Here is a 25,884-nt window from a genome sequence, read left to right on the forward strand (position 1 = left end):
GTGCCCTTTTGCGCTTTTGCTCTTTTGCGCTTTTGTGGGTAGCGCCGGCTTGGCCACCACCCCGTCTCGGTGTCTTGTTCTCGTCTCGATGCGGCCTTGCGCCGGCATGGATCGAAATATATGACTATTGCCGACAATCGTCAATATGCGGAGATACCCGTGTATCATGTGTTCATGCGCCGCCCGATCCCTGGCACCATGCCAACTCCGCGAGCGACGCGCCTGACGCTGCACTAACGCTGCACTAACGCAGCACTCAACGCCACCCAAACCCGCCAACCGATCCGGAGACAACGTGCCGAGTCCATCGACGGCCGCGCGACAAGACAAGCGCACCGCCCCCTTCGCACTCACGCAGGATGCCGACGAGGCGCAGCGGCACGCGCCGATCTACGCCGTCATCGTCGATCTGCTGCGCAAGGCCATCGTGGAAGGCTCGCTGGAGCAGGGCACGGTATTGCTGGAGGGGCATGTGGCCGAGATCCTGCGCTCCACCCGCTCGCCGGTGCGCCAGGCCCTGCGCGAGCTGGAAGCCGATGGCGTGGTCAGCCGCTTCGAAGGGCGCGGCTTCGTGGCAGGGCCCGCGGGCACCGCGCCCCGGCGTATTCCGCTGGACCCTGCCATGCTGGGCGTGGACAGCGAGCCGGATGTCGCGCGCAAGACGCTGGGCTGGGAAGTGATCTATGACGAAGTGGAGCGCGACCTCGTGCACCTGTCGGTGTTCGGCCGTTATCGCGTCAACGAGATCGAGCTGGCCCGCCACTTCAACGTGGGCCGGACTGTGGTGCGCGACGTATTGCTGCGCCTGGAGAGCCTGGGCATCCTGGAGAAGGACGAGCGCCTGCGCTGGGTCATCACGCCGCTGGACGCCAAGCGCATCCATGATCTTTACGAATTGCGCTCACTGGTGGAACCCGCCGCGCTGCGCGCCGCCATCGGCCATGCAAATCGCGTGGAGATCGAGCGGATGATCGGCGACCTGCACAAGGCGCAGCGCGTCTACCCCAAGGTCAGCCGCACCGCCATGGACAACCTGGAGCATGACCTGCACGTGCAGCTGCTCTCGCAGTGCCCCAACAAGGAATTGCTCGGCAGCCTGCAGCGCACGCGCTGCATCCTCACGCTAAGCAAGCACGTGCTGGGCGTATCCACGCCGATGCCGGAAGCGGACCCCTTCATGTCCGAGCACATCGCCGTGCTGCAGGCCGCCGCCGATGGCGCGCCGCGCAAGGCCGCCGACCTGCTGCGCGACCATCTGGAACTATCTTGCGAGAAAGTGACCCGGCGCGCGGAACTGGTGCGCGAGACGTTCGCGCTGCCCGAGGTTTCGTATATCGCGTGAACGGGCCACGCGGCTAGCCACGCGCGGGCAAGGCCACGTCGGCCTCCAGCGGATACACCGGCCGCGTCAGCCGCTGAAACGGGAACTGCGCATAGCGCGAGCTCGTCACGCCGCCGCCGTCGCACTCCACCACCGCCTTTGCAATCGGCACGAACACCGGCCGGCAGTACATGCGCGACTTCAGCAGCAGGAATCGCTGCGCCAGCGGATCCACGCCGATATGGGTAAAGATGCCCAAGTCCCAGTGCTCCTGCGGGGTCTCGGTCACCACCACCTGCGCGGCGCCGATATCGAGCAGCACCGTGCGGCCCATGTGGATGCGCGCGCCGGTGTAGGTCGGGCCGCTGATCACGTATTCGCCATTGCTGATGGCGGCCACGCGGCCGCTCAGGGTCAGCGGCGCGGGGTAGATGCCCAGCTGGGTCAACGCCACCTTGTTGCCCACCGGCAACGTCACGCTGGCATCCACGCCGGCCTCGATCATCGCGGCTACGGCCTGCGGGTCGCACACCGGCCCCACGGCGATGCCGGACAATCCTTGCCGCAGGGCCTCGCGCAGGACCTGCATATCGTCGCAGGTGCCGCCCGACATGCAGTTGTCGCCGTGGTCCAGCAACAGCACCGGCCCGCTGCCGGCTTGCGCGGCCAGTTGCCCGGCACGCGCAATCGATTCAGCCAGCGGCTCGCTCTCATAGACAAAGCCCGCGCGCTCCGCCCAGATCTGCGCGGCCAGCTTGTCGGCCGCCGCCTGCGCCGCGGCGGGGTCGCCGTCGGCCACCACCAGCACGCTCAGGCAGGGCGCCGCGATATCCGCCAGCCCGAAGCCGGCCAGCACCGACACCGCCAGCATGCCGTCGGCCTCCGCCTGCCTGGCCGCCGCCACCGCGCGCTGCATCGCGCCTTCGCCGGTATTGCTGCGCAGCGTGTGCGTGACCATCGGCAGGCGCCGCCAGGCCAGCGCGGGCTGCGCCGTTTGCTCGAGCATGCGCATCAGCAGGCGGCCAGCATGTTCGCCGGTCTCGTACATGTCCACATGCGGATAGGTCTTGAAGCTGACCGCGATATCCGCGTGATCGATCATGGCCTGCGTCACGTTGCCGTGCAGGTCCAGCGCAACGGCAATCGGCGCGTTGGGCAGCACCAAGCGCAGGCGCGCCAGCAGCTCACCCTCGCCGTCGTCGCTGTTCTCAGCGACCATGGCGCCGTGCAGGTCGAGCATCACGGCATCGCAACCGGGCGCCGCATTCACGATGGCATCGCACAAGGCCGAATACGCCTCGGCCGCGACGCGTCCGCTCGGGTTGGCGCTGGCCGTGACCGGCACCACCAGCTCCGCGCCCGCCGCCTCCGCCAGGTCGATAAAGGCGCCGATGGCCGTGCGCGTGCCCTTGCTCACCCGCAACGCATCCTCACCGTAATGCGGATGAAAGGACGACAGCGGCGTCGCCACCGGCGAGAAGGTATTGGTTTCGTGGTTCAGTCGTGCGATCAGGATCTTCATGGCGGTGCGGGGGCTCCAGCATGGAAGCGGCCGGGAATGTCCGGCCGGAAAGGGGGATGGGGATAGGGCCAACGTCCAAAGTCTACCGGCATGCGGCCCGGGATGGAACGGCGACGTACAGGGGCGGACAGGGGCGGACAGGGGCGCCGGGAGGCCATCGCGCGGCGCCATTGCCCTGGCGCCGCGTTACCTCAATTCGCTCCGCCCGTTTTCGCCGGATCTTTCTCCGGATCTTTCTCCGGATCTTTCTCCGGATCTTTCACCGGATACTTCAGCGCGCTCATCTCCATCTTGGCCTTCACCGCCGCATCCAGGTCCACATTGAGCGCGGTCAGCAGTTGCGCCAGATAGATCGTGATGTCAGCCAGCTCCTGCTCCACGTGCGCGCGCTCATCCGTGGCCATGATCCCGCGCGCCTCCTCCTCCGTTTTCCACTGGAAGATCTCGACCAGCTCGGCCACTTCCACGCTCAAGGCCATGGCCAGGTTCTTGGGGCTGTGATACTTGCCCCAGCCACGGGCCTCGCCAAACGCGGCGGCCGCTTGCTGGAGCGTCTTGATGTCGATCAGGGTCATGATGGTTCATTGCGAAAATTGGGCACCGTGCCTATTGAACCACGATTGCAAGCGGCCCGCGACGCACAACCGGCAGAGAAACATGGGTTTCATGTGCACCAAAACGCGAGACATTCGTTTCATAGTTGACGCATTCCGACCGGACCCAGAAACACGCATGACCGCGCAACACCCCCAGCAGGCAATACAGGCAACGCACACCCCACGCGCGCCGCGCATCCACCCGGAGCGCCTGCTGCAAAGCCTGGATGATCTGGCGCGGCTCGGCGCCATCGAGGGCGGCGGCGTGTGCCGCCTGGCGCTGACCAACGCCGACGAGCTCGGCCGCGACTGGACGGTTGCGCGCATGCAGGCGCTCGGCATGGCGGTGACGATCGACGCCATCGGCAACGGTGTGGCCGTCTACGCCGGCACCGAAGACCTGCCCCCCGTGATGATCGGCTCCCATATCGATACCGTGCGCACCGGTGGCCGCTACGACGGCAGCTACGGCGTGCTGGCCGGCCTGGAAGTGATCGCCACGCTGCGCGACGCCGGCCTGCGCACGCGCCGCCCCATCGCCGTGGCCTTCTTCACCAACGCGGCCGGCGTGCGCTTCCAGCCCGACATGATGGGCTCGCTGGTCTACGCGGGCGGCCTGCCCCTGGCGGATGCCCTCGCCGCTACCAGCATCGGCGGCACCACCGTAGGCGCCGAATTGCAGCGCATCGGCTACAGCGGCCAGGCGCCGGTTGGCGAGCCGCGCGTCGACAGCTTTGTCGAGCTGCACATCGAGCAGGGCCCGGCGCTGGACCTGCGCGACCTGCGCATCGGCGTGGTGGAGAGCGTGCAAGGCATTTCATGGACCGAGTTCACGATCGACGGCATGTCCAACAGCGCCGGCACCACCCCCATGGACCTGCGGCACGACGCCGGCTACGCCGCCATGCGCATCGCCAGCTTCGTGCACGACCTGGCGCTGCGCTACGGCGACAGCCAGCTCGGCACGGTGGGCGCCATGCGCTTCGAGCCCAACAAGATCAACGTCATCCCCAAGCGCGCCACCTTCACCGTCGACCTGCGCAACACCGATGACCAACTGCTCGCCCAGGCCGAAGCCGAGGTGCTGGCTTTTGCCGAGCAAGCCTGCCAGGCGGAGATCCTCAACCTGAGCTACCGCTTGCTCGCGCGCCTGGAGCCGGTAGCGTTCCACCCCATGGTCACCGACCTCATCGAGCAAGAGACCGCCTCGCTGGGCTTAAGCCATATGCGCATGCCCAGCGGCGCCGGGCACGATGCGCAGATGCTGGCGCGCGTGTGCCCGAGCGGCATGATCTTTGTGCCCAGCGTCAAAGGCCTGAGCCACGATGTGCGCGAGTTCACCGAGCCGGACGACCTGGTCAATGGTGCGCAGATCCTGCTGCAAGTGGTGGTCAGGCTCGCCGACCGGCCCTGACCGGCTGGCCTGGGCGGGCAGCTCACCCTAGCGGCCGAGCCACGCCGGCAACTGCGCGATCAGGTACAGCGCGGCGCCAATCAGCCCGCCGACCACCGTGCCGTTCATGCGGATGTACTGCAGGTCCTTGCCCACGTTCAGCTCGATCTGCCGGGACATGTCGCGCGCGTCCCAGCCGCGGATGGTGCTGCTGATATGCCGCGTGATGAACTCCGCGAAGTCCGGCGCCATGTTGCGCGCCGCATCGCGCAGGTGATCGTTGAGCGATGCGCGCAAGGACGCATTGCGTGCCAGCTCGGCGCCGATCCACTGGCCCGCAGCCACCACCTTGCGGTGCGAAGCGGAATCCTCGCGCGCCAGGTCGCGCTTCAACCAATCGCGCCACTCGGCCCAAAGCCCGCCGATGTAAGCATTCAGCGCCCCATCCTGCTTCAGGTGTTCCTTCAGCGCCTCGGCCTTGGCGTGGAATGCCGCATCCTGCTTCAGCCGTTGAATCAAACGCTGCACGGCCGCGTCGAAGCGCTTGCGCAGCGCGTGATCGGCATCCCCCTCGATCTGCGTCAGCACGCGGCCAAGCGCCGCGGAAATCATGTCAGCGCCATTGCTGCCGATCCACTCGGTGGGAAGCAGGCGCTCCTTCATGGGGTGATCGCGCTTCAGCCACTCCACGATCCGCTCCGAGATAAAGGCACGGGCCGGGGGCTCGTTGAGCAAGGCGATCAACTGCGCGATCGTCTCATCGAGCAGCACCTGGTGCCGATCATTCCGGGTCAGGCTGTCGAGGATAGCCGCCGCCGACTCCGACAGATCGACCTTGTCGATCATCGTATCCACCGCCCGCTTCAAGAGCGACTGGATGTTGCGCTCGTCCATCACATCCAGCATGCCGCTCGCGAACTTCACCACCATATCGCCGATCTGCCGCGCGTTGGCCGCCGAGTCCAGCCACCGGGTGACCACCTGCGCCGGATTGTGGCGCTCGATCAGCGCGACCACGGACTGCACATCCAGGAACTTCTCCTTCACGAACACCGCCAGGCCATCCGCGATATCGTCCCGCTTGCGGATGATGATGTTGGTGTGCCGCGCAAAACCCGGCAACGGAATCCGCCGGAACAGCGCCGCCACGGCAAACCAGTCCGCCAGCCCGCCGACCAGCGCGGCCTCCGCCGCCGCCCGCACGCCATCCGTCAAGGGCGCGCGCGGCAGGAGGACGGTGGTGACAAAGACAGCAAACGCGAACAGCAGCAAGGCCAATGCCTTGCGCTTTGCGTCCCTGAGCTCTTCTTCCTGATTCATGGGATACCGGACCCCGCAGCCGGGCTTGTCGATGGGATCGCCATCGTAAATCGCATGCCGGACAAAGCCATGTCCGGTCCCTCGATTAGTCGTCGAAAAATTCAAAGCCCAGGATACTTCGTCCCGATCCGCTGCGCCAACGCCTCGTCCGCCGCCTCGCCACCGACATCCCACTCCGGGAACACGCTCAGGTCATCGGCAAGCTCAGCAATCACGTCACGCAACTCCAAGGGCGCCAGCCATTCTGGCGGAATCGCCTCCACGCCCAGCAGCGCACCCAGCAAGTTGCCCGTGATAGCGCCAGTCGAATCGGAATCGCCGTCATGATTCACCGCCAGCACAACGCCGTGACGAAAATCGCGCGCGACCAAGGCACAGTAGACGGAAATCGCCAACGCCTCCTCCGCCACCCAGCCCTCGCCCAGGCGCGCGATGGCGTCATCAAAGGCCACGCCAGAATCGGCCAGCGCCTGCGCATGCAGGATCGCCAGCAGCGTCTCCTCGTGATGCGGCCACGCGGACAAGCACGCTTTAGCGCTCGACAAAGCATCAGGCAGCGCAGCACCGCCGGCCAACGCCCCGATCAACACCGCCAGGACGCCGCCCGTCAGCGATCCGCTCGGGTGCCCATGGGTGAGCGCGGCAAGCTCCATACCCAGGTCAAAAGCATCCTGAGGCCAACCCCGCCCGGCGCGCCGCCACGCAAACAGGCCAGCCGGCGCCACGCGCATCACACCGCCGCAGCCCTTGCTATCGTTTCTCGCGGGCTCTCCCAGCCTGAGCATCGCCTCCAGCGCCGACAAACAGGTATGGCCCGGCGCGCGGCGGCTGTGTAGTGCCGCCTGCTGGTAAAGCCACCCCGGCTTGTCCGACAGCACATCGCGATGAAACGCCGGCTGGATCCCCTGCGTCAGCAACCAGCGCAGATAAGCGCGCGAGACCACGCCAGGAACACTGCCATCGCCCCGGCCGGCCCCGCCCACCCATGCCCGCAGCAAGCCCTCCGCCGTGAACAGCGTCATCTGCGTGTCATCGGTGATGGTGCCGACGCCACCGTAGGCCGGCGCGTAGCCGGTGATGCCGTCCGTGCCAAAGCGCTCGCGGATCTCCGCGAGCGACAGGAACTCCACGGGAGCGCCCAGTGCGTCGCCGACAGCGCCGCCCAGCAAGCAGCCCCGGAAGCGGCTGCGTGTGATTTCGCGATCAATGACCGAGGCAGAAAACAAAAAACCCTCCGTGTAAGGAGGGTCGACGCATGGCCCGTTTGCTTGCTCCTCAAGGAGCCACATCCGCTTTCGCGATCCACCTTGCCCGGGAAGGCAGGTTGGCTTGGGCGTCGACCCAAATCAGAATGTGGGCGGATTGGAACATGGGGGGTTGGGGGGTGTCAAGGGTGGGGGTGGGGCGGGATCGGCCAGCGGTGTGATCGTGAGCCGCATCATCCAATGTGTTTCGCCCGCTTGAAGCAGTGTGCTTGAGGAGATACCTGTGCGCAGGCAATCAGAAGGTCGCCGGTGAATTGACCCACAAAACCCGCGCCACGCCAGTGCCGGCGTTACGGTAACCGTGCGGCACGCTGCTCGGGAACGTGAACGCATCGCCCACGCCAACCGTGTAGCTCATCTCGCCCAGCGTCAGCTCGAGCGTGCCTTCAAGCACATAACCGACCTCCTCGCCGACGTGCTCGATCTGCCCATCGCTGGCTTCGCCCGGCGACACGATGTGGATATTGGCCTGCAGCAAACCGCCACGCTTGGCCAGCACCAGGCGCTCCAGCGCGATGCCGCCCGCCTTGATGACCGGGCGCTCGCCCTGGCGCATGATCGGGCTTTCGTTGGGATTGTCCTCGCTAGTCAGCGCGGCGATATTGGTGTCGAGCGCAACCGCGAGCCGGTGCAGCATGGCGAGCGACGGCGAGGCCAGGCCGCGCTCCAGTTTGGAGATCAGGCTCAGGCTTTCCGAGCAGCCGGCCTTCTGCGCCAGCTGCAGCAGCGTGTAGCGGGCCACCAGGCGCGCATGGCGCAGCCGCACGCCCAGGCTGGACGCGGGCATTTTCTTGTCGTTCGGGTCGCTTTGATCTTTTGAGTCGATCTGGTCAACCGCCAGGGCGCTTTTGGCTTTCAATTCAGGTTCCGTGCAAAACAAGTTGAAGATGAAGAACCCAGGCTATTGGTTCGCCAGCGCGGCCACGGTATAGGCCAGCGCCTGCGCCCCAAGGAATAGCTCGTGCGGCGCCGTTTCCTCTGCTGCGTTATGGCTGATCCCACCTTTGCTGGGCACAAAGATCATGGCCGTGGGGCAATGCTCCGCCAGATACATGGCATCGTGGAACGCGCCGGAAGTGAGGTGCAGCGGCTTGCCCTGCGACGCCTGCTCGCTGGCCCGCGCACAGGCCCGCTCGATCAGGTTCAGCATGGCAGCGGGGAAGTGCGTTGGCGGGCGCCGGAAAAAGCATTGGTACGTGATGCCGCCCTGGCGCGGCCGAGCCTGCGCAATCGCGGCATCCAGCCTTGCCTCGAAACGCGTCAGCACCGCCTCGTCCACGCAGCGCACATCAATCGTGAATTCTACCTTGCCGGGAATCGTGTTGACGGAGTTGGGGCCGACTTGCCAGCGGCCCAGCGTCAGCCGCAACTGGCTGGCGGCCTCGGCGGTGGCGTAGGCGTACAACTGGTGGGCAATGCCAACGGCGGTAGCCATGGCATCGCTGCGCTCGCCCATGGGCGTGGTGCCCGCATGCGCCATCATGCCGGTGCATTCCACACGGTACCACCGCACGCTCTGGATGCCGGTGACCACGCCCAGCGGCACGAGCGCGCGCTCCAGCACCGGGCCCTGCTCGATGTGCAGTTCCACGCAGGCCGACATCGGCCGCTGCATCGGGCGGCGCGGCACGTCGTCCATGGCGGCAAGCGCGGCGTCCAGCGCATCGCCGAAGCGGATGTTGGCGCCGTCCACCGACGCGCGATACGCGGGCAGGCAAGCCGGATCCACAAACGCGCTCGACCCCATGGCCCCGGGCCCGAAGCGGCTGCCTTCCTCGTTGGTCCAAGCCACCACTTCGATCGGGCGCAGCGTCTCGATGCCGGCTTCATTGAGGGCCGCGATGACTTCGAGCCCGGCCAGCACACCGTAGGCGCCGTCCAGCTTGCCCCCGACCGGCTGCGTGTCGGCATGGCTGCCGGTCAGCACGGGCGGAAGGTCAAGCTTGCCCCGCGCGGCGGAAAAACAGGTTGGCGCAATCGTCCGTGCTCACCTCGCAACCCAGCGCGCGCGCCTGCTCGACCAGGTAGCGCCGCGCGGCAAGATCGATATCGGTCAGCGTTTCACGGGAGACGCCGCCATCGTCCCGACCGCCGAAAGCGGCCAGCGCGGCAATGGCCGCCTGCAAGCGGTCGTTGTTGACATGGTCCTGCGCCTGTTCTGCCGCGTGCTGCGCCAGTTGATCTTGTTGAGTCAATCGCTTCTCCTGGGATTCGGGTCGGTCACATCACTGCACTTCAAGCCACGCTGCGCTCAAGCGCCTGCGCGGCCGCAAGCACGCCCGCATCGCCCCGGTGCGGGCCGATCAGCGTCACGCCCACCGGCATGCCGTGCGCACCCGTGCCGGTAGGCACATGGACACAGGGATTGCCGAGCAGAGTCCACATGCGGTTGAAAATGGGATCGCCCGTTGCGCCCAGGCCGGCCGGGGCCTCGCCCTGCGCGCTCGGTGCAAGGACGATGTCGACGGACTCGAACATCTGCTCGAAGGCCCTGCGCGCGGAACCGGCGAGCGCCTGCGCGGCAAAGAAGCGGCTGCCATCGATGCCGCGGCCCGCCGCCAGCAACGTGGCAAAGCCACCGCTGAAACCATCGGGCCGCGCCGCGTCTCCGGCGCGAAAGCGGCCGCGGCTTCGTACGCCATGATGTCGATCTGGGCCTGCGTCAGTTCGTCGAACTCAGCGGGCAGCATCAGGTCGCTCAACACGGCGCCCTGGCCTTCGAGCAAGCGCGCGGCGGTGTCCAGCGCACGCCGGCTGTCATCCCCCGCGCGCTCCCAATGCGGCGTGCGGCAAATGCCAACGCGCAACGGCATCGGCCGCCCGGTCTCCCGCGGCGTGAGCGAGAGGCGCGCCATCGCGCCGATGAAGAAGGCAGCATCGTCGACGGAGCGCGCCAGCACGCCCACGGTATCCAGGCTGGGCGAGAGCGACTTGATGCCGGCCGACGGCAGCGTGCCATAGGTCGGCTTGTAGCCGACCACACCGCAATAGGCTGCAGGGCGGATGATGGAGCCGGCAGTCTGGGTGCCGAAGGCGATCGGCACCATGCCGGCAGCCACCGCCGCCGCCGATCCGCTGGACGAGCCACCCGGCGTGCGCGGGGCATCCGCGGGCGCGCGCGGGTTGCGCGTGGGACGCGCGGGGCATCCGCGGGCGCGTCGCGGGTTGCGCGTGGGACCCGGCTGGAAAGTAGCGAACTCGGTGGTCACGGTCTTGCCCATGACCACCGCACCCGCGGCGCGCGCCATTGCCACGCAGGCGGCATCCATGCCGGGCCGATGCCCGGCATAGATCGGCGAGCCATACGTGGTGGGCATGTCGGCGGTATCCATCAGGTCCTTCACGCCGATGGGCAAGCCATGCAACGCGCCCAAGACTGGCCCGGCATCCAGCAACCGCGCCTGCTGCAATGCCTGCGCCCCATCGAAATGCTGCCAGGCCAGAATGCCGGCCTCGGCGGCGTCGATGCGCTCGATATACGCGCGTACCAATGTCTGCGCGCTGAGTTCGCGCCGCGCCATGCGTGCCGCCAGCTCGCGCGCCGGCAGTGCCAGGAAATCGTTCATGCGTGCTCTCCGTCAGCCGAAATACGCCGAGCGCACTTCGTCGTTGCTGGCCAGCGCCTCGGCCGTGCCCTGGGCCACCACGCGCCCTTGCGACAGCACGTAGCCATAATGCGAAATGGCCAGCGTCTGCCGCGCATTCTGCTCGACCAGCAGCACGGTGATGCCGAGCGCGTTGATCTGCTTGATGACCTTGAAGTTCTCTTTCACATACAGCGGCGACAGCCCGAGCGACGGCTCATCGATCACCAGCAGCTTCGGCTGCGCCATCAAGCCCCGGCCAATCGACACCATCGCCTGCTCGCCACCCGACATCGTCCCCGCCAGTTGCGCGGCCCGCTCCTTCAGGCGCGGAAAGATATCGTAGACCTTGGCCAGGCGATCGCGCACCCGCGCCGCATCTGTCTCCAGGTACGCACCCAGTGCCAGATTCTCCGCCACCGTCATGCGCGGAAAAATCTTGCGCCCCTCCGGGATGCAAGCAATGCCGGTGGCGATGATGTTGTGCGTCTTCTCGCCGGCCAGGTCCTTGCCATCCCACAGGACCTGGCCCTGGCGCGGCGGCGTGAGGCCGAGGATGGCGCGGATCAGCGTGCTCTTGCCCGCGCCATTGGCGCCGAGGATGCAGGTGATCTTGCCAGGGGCCACATCGATGGAAACGTCATGCAGCACATTGACCTTGTCATACCCGGTGGTGAGCCCTCTTACGCTGAGCGTGCCGGGGGAATTGAGCGTGCTCATGCGGCTTCCTCTCCAAGGTAGGCGGTCTGCACATTGGCGTCGGCGGTGATTTCCGTGTAGGTGCCCTCGGCGATCTTCTTGCCATAGTTCAGCACCACGCAGCGGTCGGTAATGCGCTCGATCACGTTCATTTCATGCTCGATCAGCACCACCGACAAGTTCGGCAGCTTGCCGCGCACATCCAGGATGTCGCTCATCAGCGCGTGCGTTTCGTCATGCGTCATGCCGGCGGAAGGCTCATCGAGCAACAGCAGGCGCGGCTGGCTCATCAGCGCGCGGCACACCTCGATGCGGCGGCGGTCGATCATGGTGAAGGTCTCCACGGGCTCGAACAAGCGCGCCACCAACGGCGGGCTGAAGATATTCAGCAGCCCCTTTACCTTCTCCACATAGGCGTCGTACTCCGCGCGAAAAGCCTTGCGCCGGAACAGGTTGAACATCAGCCCGTGCTGCATGTGCTGGTAGTCGCCGATGACGATGTTGTCGAATACCGTGAGCGGCAGCGACAAGCGCGAGCGCTGGAAGGTCCGCGCCACGCCGCTGCGGTAGATGTCCTGCGGCGTCTTGCCGATGACGTTCTCGCCGTTGTAGGTGATGGTGCCGCTGCTCGCCTTGTACAGGCCGGTCAGCACGTTGAAGAAGGTCGTCTTGCCGGAACCGTTAGGGCCCAGCAGCCCGAGGATCTCGCCCTCGCGGATCGTCATGTGCAGGCTGTCCAGCGCGGTCAGGCCGCCGAACCGCATGGTCAGGCCCTTGACTTCAATCATGGTCTTGTCACTCATCGCGAAGTCTCCCGGCCAAAGAACAAGCGCGTCTTGCGCGGCAGCAGCCCATCGGGGCGGAACAGCAGGATGGCGATCACCAGCGCCGCATAGAAGAGGAAACGGTACTCCTGGATGAACTGCAGCTTCTCCGGCAACACCAGCACGATGATTGCCGCCGGAATCAGGCCGACCGCATTGCCCAGGCCGCCCAGGATCACGATCGACAGCATCAGCAGCGAATCGGAGAACGTGAAGTTGTTCGGCGCCACGAAGCCGGTGATCATCCCGTACATGCTGCCCGCGATGCCCGCGAAGAAGTTGCCCAGCATGAAGGCCACGACCTTCCAGCGCGCGATATGCAGGCCGAAGGTGGCGGCGGCCGTCTCGTCCGTGCGCACCACGTCCATGCTCAGTCCCACCCACGAGCGCTCCAGCGCCTTCACCGTCGCGAAGACACCGGCGCAGATGCCGAGGCTGATCAAGGCATAGCTCACGTAAAACGACACGTCGACGCCGGCCACGGTAAAGCCGTCGTTAAGCGCGTAACCAAAGATGGTCATGCCCGGCACCTGCAGGCCTTGCGGCCCGCCCAGCACGTCGTTGACTTCGATGAATGTCTTGAACAGGATGCCGAAGGCGATGGTCACCAAGGCTGCATAGTGGCCACGCGTGCGCAGCACCGGCGTGATCAGCATCGAGCCGACCAGCGCCGCGATCACGCCCGAGATGACGATGATCAGCAAGTGCGGAATGCCGGTGTGCATGGCCATCACGGCAGTGGCATAGCTGCCGATGCCAAAGAACGCCGCGCCCGCGAAGTTGGCCACGCCGGAGAAACCGAACTGCAGCGTCAGGCCGAGGCAGGCTGTGGTGTACAGCAGCACGGAGCAGATCATCAACAGCGCGAAGTGCGCATCGTAGAAGGCGGCGATCAACGCCAGCGTGCCGCCCACGGCCCACAAGCGGGCCAGGCCGGGACGGCTGGCGCCAGCCTCCTCGAGCGAGCGGTTGGCGCCCAGCTTGCGGCCGCCAATGACCGCCACGATGGCAACGGCCAGCAAGATGGCCACGCTCAGCTGTGACTCCGCATGCAGGAACAACCACATGTAGACGGTAAGCGCGATGCCGGCCAGCGCCAGCACCACAGCGGGATGACGCTGGCTCGATGTGTGACTCTTCATGGTGTTCATAGTGTCAGACCCGCTCACTGGATTTTTCTGCGATCAGGCCGGTCGGCTTCCAGGCCATCAGCACGATGACGACGGCGAAAGCGAAGACATCCTTGTACGCGCTGGGGATATCCGGAATCAGCGCGGGCAAGGTGGCACTGCCAAGCACCTGCAGCGCGGCAAACAAGAAGCCGCCGAGGATGGCGCCGTAGATGTTCCCCAGCCCGCCGAGAATGGCCGCGGCAAAGCCGATCACGCCAAGCAGCAGCCCCACATTGAAGTTGATCTCGTTGTAGTACAGCCCGTTCATCACGCCCGCCAGCGCGGCCATGCCCGAGCCCAGCGCGAACGTCAGCAGCACCACCGCCTCGAAGTTGATGCCCATCAGCCGCGCCGTTTCGCCATCCTGCGCCACGGCGCGGATCGCCATGCCGAAACGGGTACGCGTAATCAGTAGATGCACGCCGACGATGATGGCAATGCCGGTAGCCAGCAGGATCAGGTTATCGGCACGCAGCGACAAGCTGCCCAGCTCGATGGAAGCCGTCGGCAGCAGCGCGGGGAAAGGCTTGGGGTTGGAGCCGTCGGGATAGAACAGCCGCACGGATTCGCGCATCACCGTGCCCAGCATCAGCGTGGCCAGCAGTGTATTGAGCGGTGCCGCCTTGCGCAGCGGCAGGATCAGGAATTTAGCAATCGCCGCGCCCAGCAGGCCGGTCACGCAGATCGCGCACAGCACCACCGCCAGCAAGCGGATCCACGGCGACTGGATGTAGCAAACGCGCCGACCATCAGCGTATCGCCGTGCGAGAACTTGATCACATCAAGCACGCCGAAAAACAGCGTAAATCCCACGGCGACCATGGCATAGATCATGCCGAGCATCAAACCGTTGAAAACGTATTGGCCAATCACACTCATCGAGTTCCCCTTTCCCCCATCCTGACAAGAAGCCGGACGCCACGCGCGGCCGGCCACGGGCCGCCGCGCCTTGCGGCCGCGGGTCCGTGGATCGTGCTTCTCTGGTTCAACGCTTCGGTGACTTACAGACCGGCGAGCTTCTTCTTGCCCTTGCCGTAGGTGCTGTCCTCCCAGATCACCCACTTGCCGTCCTCGACCACATACTTGGTCACCAGCGGCACGATGTTCTGGCGATGGTCATCGAACGTAACCTTGCCGATGATGGTGTCGGCATCCTTGGTCACATTGAGCGTATCGCGCACCTTCTTGCGATCCGGCCCCACCTTCTCCACCGCATCCATGATCAGGTTGGCCGCGGCAAACGCAAACGGGCCATACGCCTCGGGCGGATCGCTGTACTTCTGCTGCGAATACTTGCCCGCGAAGAACAAGCCGCCAGGCAGCTTCTCCCACGGCGCGCCCTCGATAAAGGCCAGCGAGCCCTCGGCCTGCTCCTTGCCCGCGCCCTGGATATACGCATCGGACTTGATGCCCGATGTCCCCTCGAACTGCGCCTTGATGCCCAGCTTCTCCATCTGCGTGCGGATGCGCACGCCCAGCGGCGTGAGGCCGCCAAAGTAGACGACGTCCGGCTTCAGCTCGCGGATCTTGGTCAGCTCCGTCGTGAAATCCTGCTGGTCCGCCGTCACGCCGAAGGTGCCCACCACCGTGCCGCCATCCTTCTTCAGGAACTCGCTGAAGTACTTGTTATGGCCTTTGCCGTAATCGGTGGTGTCATGGATGATCGCCCACTTCTTGTAGCCCAGGCCCGTCATGAACTTCGCGGCAACCTCGCTCTGGTTGATCATGGTGCCGTTGACGCGATGGATCTCCTTGAAGTTATTGCCGTAAGTGACATCCGGCAGCACCGCGCCCCACACCACGGCCGGCATGCCAAAGCGGTTGTACACGCCAACCGTACCCATCGCCACGGCCGAACAGAAATGCGTCACCCCCGCCACGATGCTCTTGTCGGCAGCGATCTTGGTCGCCACCTGCACGCCCACGTTGGGGCGGCACTCATCGTCCTGCGTGACCAGTTCATAGGTGTACTTCGACTTCGGGTCAGCATTGCGCAAGCGAACCGCCAGGTCGGCGGAGTTGCGCCCGCCCAGGCCGATGGAGGACACGCCGCCAGTCAGCGGGCCCACGAAGGCAATCTTGACGACATCCTTGGCGGCAGCCGGCGCGGACATCCCGGCCAACCCGGCCGAGGCCAGCAACACGGCTGCGGCAACTACGGTGTTCTTCTTGCGCACTCTCATCCCCTTCGACACATGGACAAACGGTTGGTATTCAAGTAACTCGAGCAAAAGTACATGTGACTTTCCCCAAATTCAAGTTACTTGAATTTTGCGTTGCAACAAGCGTGCCAGTGACTTTGGGGGTGTGGAGGGATCGGAAGCACCACAATGGCGGGCGAAGACGCCCATGGCAGGCGGCAGTTGCGTGCGGCCGGCACGGTTCTGGTGCGCTGCCGCACCAGAACCGTGGAAAATTGGGGCGCAGAGGAACTGTCGGTGCCGCGCGGAGGGACGGCAGAGTCGGTCGTTGCATCACGACCCACCAAAAGTGGACCAATCGGGGCACCGAAGCGACATTGCCGCCACAGGTATCGCCGGCGATGGCGCCGCCGGTCGGCAGCTATTGCCTGGACACTTCCTTTCGGGGAATGTCGACCTGTCCGAAGGAGCGATACTCCATAACCCCGTCGCGGACAACGATCAACGCACCAACCAGTGCGACGGAATCTGCAGGCATGCAGGCCGCATCGAGCACGAGGCGCGCTGCAATGGACGCACCCGGGCGCAGCGTAAGCAACTGCGTGGGGAGATCCGTGCCAGCGGTAATCGGCAAATCTGCAGAGCTGAGAGTTCTGCAGAAGCCGGTGTGCAAGTCTTTGCCCGATAGTGCAATCTCCAATACCTCGGTGCCAGGGTTGGATACGGACATGCGGAGATAGCCAGGATCGTCGTCATCAACGGCCTCCAACGCACCGACCGAAATTCTGACGGGCGTCTGCAGCGCTGCAGATGGCCAGTGACTCACAATATCGCCAGCAAGCGCTTGCGTTGATGTATCGATTTGTCGGCGCATACCCGCTTGCCACTCCAGCATCGCAGCTGTCCCACAGCCATCCGTCATGTTCAGCAGCGTCTGAACATCCTTGCCGAGGACCGATTGCCATGCGGAGCTCTTAACCAGCTCCTCCGCATATCGTCGGGCGGAGAACGTCTGGGACGGGGCTACCGCCTGATCGATGCGATCGAGTCGCCAACGCTCATCGGGAACCGCCGGACATTCGCTTTGGATCCTTTGCAGGATAGTCCAGCTTCGCACGACCGCCATCGCGTCGTCAGGCTGGCCAGATGCCGCATTGGCACGCGGGATTCCTTGCGTGCCACTCAGCATTGCGGCTACCACCAACAGATTGGCAAGGCGCTTGAATTGCCTCTTCGTCGAAGGCAGGGAATGATCCGTCCAATACATAAATGCACGATCTCCAGTCGCAATTTGACATGCCGACCGATTAGCGAGCTAACTGCCGGAGGGCCGGAATAGCTGCCCGGCCCCCCGTCATGGCTACCCGTGTCGTACCGGCATGACACCACTCAGCCTGGCTCGCTTACTCACTTTGCCGACGCCGTCACCGCGTCCCCGGTATAGCTCAAGGACGACAGCTCCTCCTTGGCCTTGTCAGGCGTTTCCAGCTCCAGCACCACGCGGCCAACCATCAGGCCCACTGACGGCGAACTGCGCACGTACTTCGTTTCCCCACCGTCCAGGGCAAAGCTGAGCGTCTTCTCCGTTTCCGTCGCCGCCGAGGCCACATATTTGCCAGCGGGCCGGTCCACGAAGAAGAAGCCGCCGGGCTTGGATTCCCCCACAACCTGGCCGTTGAGGCGAAGGTCCGGTTGGATCGCGGCTCCGAACATGGAGGCCGTGCGCAAGAAGTACATTTAACAAAATTGAGATGACCAGTATTTTTTTTGTCCTAAAAATCGATCTTATAAGTAAATTTTTCAACCCAACCGAATCCCTCATCCTGCATTTTCACCCTCTCCATTATATTTATAATATAAAAATACGATTTACTCATGAATTTTTTGAGACACCTGCATTCACCCATCTTAAAAAAATGGGTCTCCCCACACCCGAACTAAGCAGGTCCCATAACGCGTCCGTATTGAAGCCGTAAAATGACTCAACACCAAGGATGGAAGCTAGCTCTCGATGAAAGTCCACCTCGCTTCTCACCACCTCGCCATTTATCTGAATATTCATTGCGCACCTTACATCCAGCCCCCCCCCCGCCGCCCCGGAGGCTCCACGCCGAGCCGTGTAGCCCTAAATCCGGGGAGATTCGCTCCCTTTCACACACACAGGATTGCCCGTCCGGTCACGTCGTGGTGTTCACTTGCCCGGGGCTTCACAAGTCTTCAGAAACCTGGCGCCTACCGGGCGCTTAAGAGCAACGCCGTCAGGCCCGCCTGTCTCGACTTTGGAAACGGTCAATTGGCACGCGCTGCCCGTCCAGTGAAGCACCGCCTCATAGTCTGCCCCGGACTCCGGGCTCCACAATGCGGCGACACGACATTGATATGAATTCCGGACTCCGGGCTCCACAATGCGGCGACACGACATTGATATGAATTTTGAACGTTGGCGCCTATGACAAATGCATCGAGCAGGAAAGGCCTACCAGCATGAATGTAGGCTTCCGAGAAACGCTGGCTAGCCTGGGCGTCATTGCCGGGAATCCCAAGGCTAGCGTTGTAGTGAACCAATGGGTTGTCAAACAGAGCGATACGCTGCTCGCCAAGCTCCACGCCCTGCTTGATACAGTCTCCCGCCGGCATGTTGGAAAAGGTGTGGAAGCTTGTGCTTGCCGACGGGCCTGTCTTCACCATCCGTATCCTGGCACGGTCGCCCGACGTGGGCTCCGGATATCTCGTTACGCAGGCGGTCAGGACGAGTGCGCAAGCGTTCAAAATCAAGGTTCTCATCATTCCTGGCATGGAGGTTGGCTTTCACTCATGTCAATATTGCTCATTTCGCGAAGTTAGCGCTCCGCCACCGATCGGGGCCGCAGCATGAACGGCACGCGGTTGTCCGGGCCAGCGCCAGGCTGGAGCTCATAAGCGAGCAGTCCGCATCGTCCATTGCCACCAATCGACGTCCCTTGCACCAGCACGACGAGTTCGTAATCGCGCCCTGCTTCTGGTGTCATCACTGCCGCCGCGCGACACACAAGACTGCCATCGAGCGTGGCCGAGAACATTAGCGAGAGTGGCTGTCCCGCGCTCACGTAGCGCTCGAGCACTGGCATGTTGGTATCCTGCTCGGTCGAGGCCGGCATGCCGATGCGCTCGCTTTCCTTCGGGGTCTTGCCGATCCCTGCCCATCCCTTTGTGAAGACGGCAAGCATCTGCCGCTTGGGCTCATTGTCCTGCTCGACGGTCCCCAGGATGATAGCGGGATACGCGTACATATCCATCGCTTTGATGCGCAGGCGTGCCTGCGTGTCTGTGGCGCCCGTCGGCACGTATTCGGGCATTACGGCACACCCTGTAAGCAAAAGCGGAAGTGCTATCAGCGCACTTAACAATGACCGGCGGGGCAAGAAAGACGTCATAGGAAGACCATGAATAATTGGGAATTGGACGACCCGATTCCCGAACCGACAGGATTGGGCTTGACAGCCATGCCGACCACGGCGCATTCGGTCTGAATGATGGCTGTTTTAACCCCACGAGTTATGAATATCAACGCAAGAGTCCACCTCGGCGGGTCACGATGGAACGCGTTTCTCTTTGCCACACGAGAGTGACCGCACTTCGGCGAGCCCGGCTGTAGGAGAAGCAGAAGCGGGTCGCGAATGATCGAATTTGGCCACTAGTTAGGCGGAAAGCAGTACTTCGACCAGACGGCGCTAAGGAACGAGACGCGCGTTACACATACGCAAATGACGCGAATCAGCGCTCCGATTGAAGGCCCTTGCCAAACGGCAGCCGTGTGCAGGGCCGGGAAGAACCGCCCGCCACCCGCCTCGGCTGCCCGCGTCGTACCGGCATGAAGCCGCTCAGCCTGGCTTGCTAACTCATTTTGCCGGTGCCTTCACCACGTCCCCGGTATAGCTCAAGGACGACAGCTCCTCCTTGGCTTTGTCGGGCGTCTCCAACTCCAGCACCACGCGGCCAACCATCAGACCCATTGACGGCGAACTGCGCACATACTTCGTTTCCCCACCATCCAAGGCGAAGCTGAGCGTCTTCTCCGTTTCTGTCGCCGCCGAGGCCACGTACTTGCCAGCAGGCCGGTCCACGAAGAAGAAGCCGCCTGGCTTGGATTCCCCCACAACCTGGTTGTTGAGGCGAAGGTCCGGTTGAATCGCGGCGCCGAACATGGAGGCCGAGCGCAAGAAGTAGACACGTCCTTCGCCCGGCTTGATCGTCGGGATAGAGGCCGCCATATCGGAATGCTTTACACCCGATGCGCAGCCCGCCATCAGCAGCGACATCGCCATCCCACCCATTACCATACGTACAACTCGTTTCATTCGGTTTCTCCAAAGGTCAGAGGTACTGCGGTTGAAAGCGGGGAGTAGTTCTGCTCTCCCGGCAAATAGAAGCCCACCAGCTTTTTGTCTTTGAGGACCAGGTAGGCTTCGTGGACCTGACGGCCCTCGATTGTGAAGATCGTTCCGACCGGCCGGTAGACGGCACCTTGCGGCACGCGTCCCACCGGCTTCCAGACGGATTTTGCGGCCAATGTTCGTGAGTACCCCGTATCGAGTTGGATCACCACTGGCGCCTGGATCGTGATGGATCGCGCCGTGGTCCCATCCTGTGCAAGTTCGACGGCAGACGGTGCCGTTGCGATCATCGGGGCACAGCCTGACAAGGCGATGCCGCAGGCGAGTAACACCCAGAGGTAGCGCAAACGCATCGGAGCTAAGATGTTCATAAAAGGCGTATGTTTATATCTAGTTTCTGAAAGCCACCAGCCATCGTGGGATCTGAATCCGGCCACCCCCAACCATCGGTCTCATAGCGGGCTTATCGTGTGTCGTGCTCCAAGCGAAAAAACTTGCGCTATCCATATCGAGTTATGACGTACAGATGGAGAAAAATTAATCACTACAGGAAGAGACTCTATATCAGATATTGAAACATAATTCCTTCGGGTTGTTCCTTCGCGAAGAACGCCCGTTAACTCGACCCTATCAAAATATGAGGCGGGCCCGCCCGCCCACCCAGCCCTCAACCAGCATATCAAGTTTCTTCTCCAAACCCGGCGCGTAAATTTCGACTCTAAATAGAGAATCTATAGAGCCATTTTCGGGAACAATAAATCACCACCCCGGATAGCCAGCGTAGCGCTGACATTCACTAATTTTCCAATTAGAGTTTGCAGCCGTCTCTGTGAACCAGAGAAGAGTAGTTTTTCATCTAACATATTCATCTCTTTGTAAAAATCGCTTCCCCGCAGCGGTTGACTGCCGCATCGACCCTCTGCCTCAATCGTTGCGCTACCCATCCTTGCGATTGCAACGTCCGCAACTCTCCGCGAAGCTCCGATACAAGATCTGAATTCAGATCCAGCCAATCCATTGCCTTAAGTGGCCAATAATCAGATACGGAAGATTCGAATGCAAACTTGAGTAGAAGCACCTCGGGAAATGAACGTACAGCTTCTGCCAACTCCGGACGAACTTGAACGCCACGCCTCACGTGATCGTAAAATTCTGTCCTACCGATCTCGAGCAATGGCAGTAAAGGCATTGTGTCGTCGGGCTTCGAAATGGTCACCATTCGTTGCCCCACCCGAAAGCACCATTCTCCCGTTGGTCCCACTCCAAGTTTTATCTGACCTATATTCACAAGCCACGTGTTCTGAAGTTCAACAAGCGGCGGAAAGATCATTTGAGTTTTCATCGACTTCCCCAACGTTGATGGTTCACTGTAACGCCGACTCGCTTCGAGAGCCACTCTTGGAACTGCTTCTCGATCTGAGGCGTCCAGTTCTGTCCATAGTGCCCGCTATTCTCAGTTGTGATGATTGAACCATCCGGTGCTCGGCTAAACGTTCCCCCTACGACGTTCCCGTCCTTCGCACCGATTGACTGGACAAGTTTCTGATGAGGCGAACCATCGAATAGCCCAGCCTTGGGAGCGCCAACAGCAAAGGTACTTGTTGTCGGATCATAAACAAACTCCACACCGCCACCCGAAGGATAGTAGTTCTTCAAAGCGCCGACCGATGTGTTATCAGTAATCGCTATGACGCCCGGAGCAGGACCAGACCGTTGCCACGGGGCCTAGCGAGATGACTTGCTGCGGGCCGGTTGCGGGCGGCGTGGGTTGCGTCGGGCTGGTGTAGCCGTTCACCAGGGCGGCGCCGGTGACATCGACCTGGCTGCCCATCAGGTTGCCGGTGTTGAGCACCTGGCCGCCGGCCGTTACCGACAGTGCGTTGCTGGCCTGGATACCGGACTCCAGGCTGCCGAGCGTGGCGCGCCCGCCGGTGTCGTGCCAGCGGTCGCCGCCGCTGCGGTCTTCCTGCCAGCGTCCCACCCAGTCGGCGATGCTCTAAAACGGGGGTTCATTGGTGATGCGAAATAATCCCAGCCTGAACAGCTTTTTTGCTTCCGCTCGCCGGGTTGAGAATAGCGCAAAATTATCCGCCACATCAAAAATTCTCGACGTCAATACCAACAAAGATCCCCGGCCAATTTCATCGATTCCAAAATCATTATCTCTCACTTTTTTTCATCGACCTCTGCGGCATACTCTTTACCAAAGAAAGTAGCCCACGCAAGATTTGGGATGCCTCGCTGCTCCAATGCAATAGCAGGCACGCCAGTGACAAAATCGTCCTGCGCAATATCGGCATCATCTCCCACGCCAAATGCACCACGCCCAATCTCAATATCCGCAAGTAAATGCATAACAGCAAATTTTGGCTCCGCCAATTCACATAGTTGACGAAATAGCCATATCCAATCGATTTTTTTATCTGCGGCGGCATCAAACGTGAACCAGCCTGGCCGAAGCTGACCACGCTGATTCAGCAGAGTGTGTGCATATCAGCCCTACACCTTACTGCCTTGCTTCGCCTCCACATGGAATTCCACGTTGCAATAATTCGACCATTGACACCCGCATCAATAACAACCTCCGGAGCCCACAATTCCTCGCAATCTTCCACTCCTTTGAATGGCTTCTTGATTGCTTCTTTGTTATCAAAATACTCTGACGTCAACCTTTGATCTGCATTGCAGAATGTCTCTATTAATTTCCTTCCGAATTTCCACTTCGCCGTGTCAATATTGGTTGTTATTGAAATTCTTATCTTTGGCTTACTCATCAGTATGGCCTTATCAGAACGGGAGTCAACGCTTGCGTTGCAGGGTTAAATTTGTACACACTACCACCCACTGCCTTTATTGCATCCCATACCATACGCCATGCCGGTGGAAGGAAGCAGCGCTGACCGGTGATCGGCGCCGTTATAGGAGGGAAGAAAGCAGAGTTCTTCGCTGCCCGGCACTGCGGGTCCCAACTTAACTCCTTCCCACTCGGCTTTGGTATGACCAAGAAGCTACCTACGATCAGTGCTGCAGTACATCACACAGCAGTTGGTTGCCCACCTCCCTCGCTTCGGGCTATGCTCAAGGCCATGTGCGAAACGACACACTGAACGAGCATGAGCAACAGGCAACTTGACGAAACAAGCAAATACTTGAGCTACGTCCTACGCCACGAACCTCAGTCCATTGGCATACAGTTAGATACTGAGGGCTGGGCTAATATCGACGACCTACTTGCGGGGGCAACTAGAGAAGGTCGCATTATTGATCGAGACATGCTCCAAACGATTGTGGCGACCAGCGACAAGAAACGGTTCGCCATCTCTAGCGATGGTCAGCGTATCCGCGCAGTTCAAGGGCATTCCACTGCAAGCGTAAGCCGCGAGCACTGCGAGAAGGTGCCACCCGAATTGCTCTACCACGGCACAGCGACGCGCTTCCTGGGATCCATTCGCGAACAGGGACTTATAGCAGGCTCACGTCACCATGTGCACTTGTCGCAGGACGCACAGACAGCCACCGCCGTCGGACAGCGCTATGGCAAACCGATCGTGCTAGAGATTGAAGCCCTGCGTATGCACCAGCAGGGTTTCAAATTCTTTCAGGCCGAGAACGGAGTATGGTTGACAGATCGCGTCCCGTTTTGCTTCATCCGCGAATAGCGGCTATTCATTCTCAGTCCGCGCCCTCTTGTAGCGGGCTGACTCTTTCTCTGCCGTCGCAAGCCACGCAGTGAAGTTGGCATAGGTGCGTTCCCATGGGGATCTGTTTGGCTGCGAGTAATCATAAATACAGACCCTTGGATTCGCTGACCTATCGTTGCCATCAAAGCAAGCCACCACAACCCACCCATCGTTGTAGTAGCCAGTTTGGTCATTCACCATGGCAAATGGAACTAGGGGCGAAGCGGGAAACTTCTGAAGCATTGCCCCATAGTAAGAAAGCGTAGCCCCCATGTCTCGGGAGAGGAAGAACCAAGGCTCTATGTCGGGTAAGACATTCTCGCTGACCAAACGCCGATAGTCAGCCGGTAGTCGAAAGCCGTCAGGTAGAAGCGGGCCATTGTAAAGAAACTGCCTCATTATCTCTTTCCCCCAGTGATACGCGGTGGCTGAGTTGCCCCTTGTGGATTACTCGTCCCAAATCCGCCAGATTGTTTGTTAATGCGGCCGGTGATGGCCTCACCCCACGTATTGTAGTTTTGCCATCCACGAGCCTGTTGTATCTCTGGCGTTAGCGGGTCGTTGTAGCCACGAACTTTGGCCTGAACATCAATCCCGGCCTCTCTTGCAGCCGCAATACGTGTGTTGTCCATACTGGTCAACATACCGTCCTTCATCTTCACAACATCTACCGGGTCGCCCTGCCAACCCTTGGTGCGCATACTCTGTACGAGATCGTCGTAGGTGTAGCTACTTCCGCTCGCCCGATCTATTTTATTAAATGACACGGAGTTCTGGGAGAAACGAATTTCGTTAGCCCCCAACGGCAACGGTGCACTTGAAACGTATCCGTGATTACACGACTTTAAATTTTATTTCAAAATAAATTTACAAAGCATAGCCTTGCATTAGTTCGCCTCGCCTACAAATCTATCTTATACGTAAATTTATCATTCCAACCGAATCTCTCATCTTGTATTTTTACTCTCTCCAAGATATCAACAATTTCAAAATACGATTTACCCATATATTTCCTCGATACACCGGCATTAATCCACATTAAAAAAACAGGCCTTTCCACACTTGAACTAAGCAGGTCCCATAACGCATCCAGATTGAAACCGTAGAATGACTCAACACCAAGAGCAGAAGCCAACTCCCGATGAAAGTCCATCTCACTCCTCACCACATCGCCATTTATATGAATCTTCATCTCGCACCTTATTTCCACACTCCGATTTTTACAGCAGTCTTATAATGATCGGCGGTAATGTATAGCAACCCATCACTCGAATACAATAGCCTTGTACCAAGCTGATTGCTACGGGACATGGTATTGCTCAACCCAATATCTGCCTCATACCAGACCCGACCAGACGCGGATGGCAACACGTTTGTTGAATTTGCGAACACGTCGCCGCCTAACTGTCCGCCAGCTACACTGTTGTTCAGCGCTTTTCCTGGTTGCCACCCTTGTTGAGTCGCTTCCGCTTTCGTAACATAATTTCTCGGCAGTTGGCCAGTTACGCGAAGACTATCCACAAGATCATTTGCGGATTCGGTTACTTTAAGATCAAGCTTCAATCCCGCGTATGTAGCGGCGTTCGCTGTCCCTTCGCTCGTTACAACCGCACCGTTTGTCGCAAGCCGCTCGCCCAGAGCCTTTGCAGCATCACCTGGAACAACTTTGGTCACCCCCAACAGGCCAATACCTTTGAGCGTCCCTGTCAGCACCCCCTTGACCAGCCCCGTCCCGATCAAATCATCGGGCGCAAATGCCGGCAGCTCAAGCCCCTGCGCCTTGGCCTGCGCAATTTGCCAGCTCCTATCCAAGACCTGGCAATCCGCGCTGCCACCACCCGCACCGCAGCCGTAGGCAGTCTTCTGGGCCTGTATCCAGTTCGCGAGCGCCTGGCAGCGACTTCCCTCGCAACTACTCAGTCCATCGCTCAGCGCTGCGTTGTTCGCACGGTCCGTTTCCGAGTAGATATTGGCTGACGCACACGAGGACCAGA

24 protein-coding genes, 4 pseudogenes and 1 riboswitch are annotated in these 25,884 nt (G+C 61.5%); of the genes and pseudogenes, 3 read left to right on the plus strand and 25 right to left on the minus strand.

Annotated elements, in window-relative coordinates; all coding sequences use genetic code 11:
• Positions 1-295: 295 nt before the first annotated feature.
• A complete protein-coding gene (locus OR16_RS12270; protein ID WP_006158284.1) occupies positions 296-1,342 on the plus strand; it encodes a GntR family transcriptional regulator in 1,047 nt (348 codons plus the stop codon).
• Between the two features lie 13 nt (positions 1,343-1,355).
• Here OR16_RS12270 and OR16_RS12275 read toward each other — a convergent pair whose 3' ends face one another.
• Both OR16_RS12275 and OR16_RS12280 read right to left on the minus strand, forming a co-directional pair.
• Complete coding sequence (locus tag OR16_RS12275; RefSeq protein WP_006158285.1) at positions 1,356-2,843, minus strand: M81 family metallopeptidase; 1,488 nt, start codon at positions 2,841-2,843, stop codon at positions 1,356-1,358.
• A 191-nt stretch (positions 2,844-3,034) separates the two neighbouring features.
• Entirely contained in the window at positions 3,035-3,418 is a 384-nt protein-coding gene (locus OR16_RS12280) for a nucleotide pyrophosphohydrolase (protein ID WP_006158286.1), read from the minus strand.
• Positions 3,419-3,575: 157 nt separating this feature from the next.
• Here OR16_RS12280 and OR16_RS12285 point away from each other — a divergent pair, with 157 nt between their 5' ends.
• Positions 3,576-4,853, plus strand: coding sequence for a Zn-dependent hydrolase (locus tag OR16_RS12285; protein WP_006158287.1), 1,278 nt, complete (start codon positions 3,576-3,578; stop codon positions 4,851-4,853).
• Between the two features lie 27 nt (positions 4,854-4,880).
• On the opposite strand, the gene OR16_RS12290 is transcribed toward OR16_RS12285, so the two are convergent.
• The 20 genes and pseudogenes from OR16_RS12290 to OR16_RS43475 all read right to left on the minus strand — a co-directional run bounded on the left by OR16_RS12290 (position 4,881) and on the right by OR16_RS43475 (position 22,565).
• A complete protein-coding gene (locus tag OR16_RS12290) occupies positions 4,881-6,152 on the minus strand; it encodes a DUF445 domain-containing protein (RefSeq protein WP_006158288.1) in 1,272 nt (423 codons plus the stop codon).
• Positions 6,153-6,253: 101 nt separating this feature from the next.
• Positions 6,254-7,378 (minus strand): ADP-ribosylglycohydrolase family protein, encoded by a 1,125-nt coding sequence (locus OR16_RS12295; RefSeq protein WP_006158289.1) that lies wholly within the window; start codon positions 7,376-7,378, stop codon positions 6,254-6,256.
• Positions 7,379-7,406: 28 nt separating this feature from the next.
• Positions 7,407-7,512: riboswitch (SAM-I-IV-variant riboswitch) on the minus strand.
• 140 nt (positions 7,513-7,652) lie between these two features.
• A complete protein-coding gene (locus tag OR16_RS12300) occupies positions 7,653-8,204 on the minus strand; it encodes a helix-turn-helix domain-containing protein (protein WP_043419476.1) in 552 nt (183 codons plus the stop codon).
• Between the two features lie 114 nt (positions 8,205-8,318).
• Positions 8,319-9,612 (minus strand): annotated as a pseudogene (locus tag OR16_RS12305) (M20 family metallo-hydrolase).
• Positions 9,613-9,652: 40 nt separating this feature from the next.
• Positions 9,653-10,983, minus strand: a pseudogene (locus OR16_RS12310) (amidase).
• Between the two features lie 12 nt (positions 10,984-10,995).
• Complete coding sequence (locus OR16_RS12315) at positions 10,996-11,721, minus strand: ABC transporter ATP-binding protein (protein ID WP_006158293.1); 726 nt, start codon at positions 11,719-11,721, stop codon at positions 10,996-10,998.
• Positions 11,718-12,503 carry an ABC transporter ATP-binding protein gene (locus tag OR16_RS12320; RefSeq protein WP_006158294.1) on the minus strand — a complete coding sequence of 262 codons (786 nt, stop codon included), beginning with the start codon at positions 12,501-12,503 and terminating at the stop codon, positions 11,718-11,720. The genes OR16_RS12315 and OR16_RS12320 overlap by 4 nt, the downstream gene beginning before the upstream one ends.
• Positions 12,500-13,666, minus strand: coding sequence for a branched-chain amino acid ABC transporter permease (locus OR16_RS12325; protein ID WP_423739651.1), 1,167 nt, complete (start codon positions 13,664-13,666; stop codon positions 12,500-12,502). The genes OR16_RS12320 and OR16_RS12325 overlap by 4 nt, the downstream gene beginning before the upstream one ends.
• A gap of 13 nt (positions 13,667-13,679) precedes the next feature.
• Positions 13,680-14,575: pseudogene (locus OR16_RS12330) on the minus strand (branched-chain amino acid ABC transporter permease).
• Between the two features lie 122 nt (positions 14,576-14,697).
• Positions 14,698-15,873, minus strand: coding sequence for a branched-chain amino acid ABC transporter substrate-binding protein (locus tag OR16_RS12335; protein WP_006158296.1), 1,176 nt, complete (start codon positions 15,871-15,873; stop codon positions 14,698-14,700).
• 385 nt (positions 15,874-16,258) lie between these two features.
• Positions 16,259-17,104 (minus strand): hypothetical protein, encoded by an 846-nt coding sequence (locus OR16_RS12340; RefSeq protein WP_006158297.1) that lies wholly within the window; start codon positions 17,102-17,104, stop codon positions 16,259-16,261.
• Positions 17,105-17,244: 140 nt separating this feature from the next.
• A pseudogene (locus OR16_RS12345) lies at positions 17,245-17,574 on the minus strand (DUF2846 domain-containing protein); the annotation flags it as partial.
• A 136-nt stretch (positions 17,575-17,710) separates the two neighbouring features.
• On the minus strand, positions 17,711-17,899 hold the full coding sequence (locus OR16_RS41175) for a barstar family protein (RefSeq protein WP_237717036.1): 189 nt from the start codon (positions 17,897-17,899) through the stop codon (positions 17,711-17,713).
• Between the two features lie 778 nt (positions 17,900-18,677).
• The gene (locus OR16_RS12350; protein ID WP_006158299.1) at positions 18,678-19,172 is read right to left on the minus strand and encodes a hypothetical protein; all 495 of its coding nucleotides are present in this window, start codon (positions 19,170-19,172) and stop codon (positions 18,678-18,680) included.
• Positions 19,173-19,715: 543 nt separating this feature from the next.
• The gene (locus OR16_RS12355; protein WP_043419447.1) at positions 19,716-20,174 is read right to left on the minus strand and encodes a DUF2846 domain-containing protein; all 459 of its coding nucleotides are present in this window, start codon (positions 20,172-20,174) and stop codon (positions 19,716-19,718) included.
• Positions 20,171-20,581: a hypothetical protein gene (locus OR16_RS12360; RefSeq protein WP_006158301.1), complete on the minus strand. Its 411-nt coding sequence runs from the start codon at positions 20,579-20,581 to the stop codon at positions 20,171-20,173. Before OR16_RS12360 ends, OR16_RS12355 begins: the two co-directional genes overlap by 4 nt.
• Positions 20,582-21,075: 494 nt before the next feature.
• Positions 21,076-21,552: a hypothetical protein gene (locus OR16_RS41180; RefSeq protein WP_081488760.1), complete on the minus strand. Its 477-nt coding sequence runs from the start codon at positions 21,550-21,552 to the stop codon at positions 21,076-21,078.
• Positions 21,549-21,866 (minus strand): polymorphic toxin type 43 domain-containing protein, encoded by a 318-nt coding sequence (locus tag OR16_RS48200; protein ID WP_423739652.1) that lies wholly within the window; start codon positions 21,864-21,866, stop codon positions 21,549-21,551. The genes OR16_RS41180 and OR16_RS48200 overlap by 4 nt, the downstream gene beginning before the upstream one ends.
• Before the next feature lie 19 nt (positions 21,867-21,885).
• Positions 21,886-22,191 carry a hypothetical protein gene (locus tag OR16_RS12365; protein ID WP_006158302.1) on the minus strand — a complete coding sequence of 102 codons (306 nt, stop codon included), beginning with the start codon at positions 22,189-22,191 and terminating at the stop codon, positions 21,886-21,888.
• 185 nt (positions 22,192-22,376) lie between these two features.
• Positions 22,377-22,565, minus strand: a complete 189-nt coding sequence (locus OR16_RS43475; protein ID WP_141639865.1) for a hypothetical protein — start codon at positions 22,563-22,565, stop codon at positions 22,377-22,379.
• A gap of 758 nt (positions 22,566-23,323) precedes the next feature.
• Between OR16_RS43475 and OR16_RS12370 the strand changes: the two genes are divergently transcribed.
• Positions 23,324-23,869 (plus strand): RNA 2'-phosphotransferase, encoded by a 546-nt coding sequence (locus tag OR16_RS12370; protein WP_006158304.1) that lies wholly within the window; start codon positions 23,324-23,326, stop codon positions 23,867-23,869.
• A gap of 419 nt (positions 23,870-24,288) precedes the next feature.
• Here OR16_RS12370 and OR16_RS43480 read toward each other — a convergent pair whose 3' ends face one another.
• From OR16_RS43480 to OR16_RS41195, 3 genes are all read right to left on the minus strand, one after another.
• Positions 24,289-24,657 carry a hypothetical protein gene (locus OR16_RS43480; RefSeq protein ID WP_141639866.1) on the minus strand — a complete coding sequence of 123 codons (369 nt, stop codon included), beginning with the start codon at positions 24,655-24,657 and terminating at the stop codon, positions 24,289-24,291.
• A gap of 134 nt (positions 24,658-24,791) precedes the next feature.
• Positions 24,792-25,082 (minus strand): barstar family protein, encoded by a 291-nt coding sequence (locus tag OR16_RS12375; protein WP_006158306.1) that lies wholly within the window; start codon positions 25,080-25,082, stop codon positions 24,792-24,794.
• 8 nt (positions 25,083-25,090) lie between these two features.
• Positions 25,091-25,884, minus strand: a 794-nt coding sequence (locus OR16_RS41195; protein ID WP_202801078.1) for a ribonuclease domain-containing protein, incomplete at its 5' end; no start/stop codon positions are given.

The sequence above is a fragment of the Cupriavidus basilensis OR16 genome (assembly GCF_000243095.1).
GTDB lineage: Bacteria > Pseudomonadota > Gammaproteobacteria > Burkholderiales > Burkholderiaceae > Cupriavidus > Cupriavidus basilensis_D.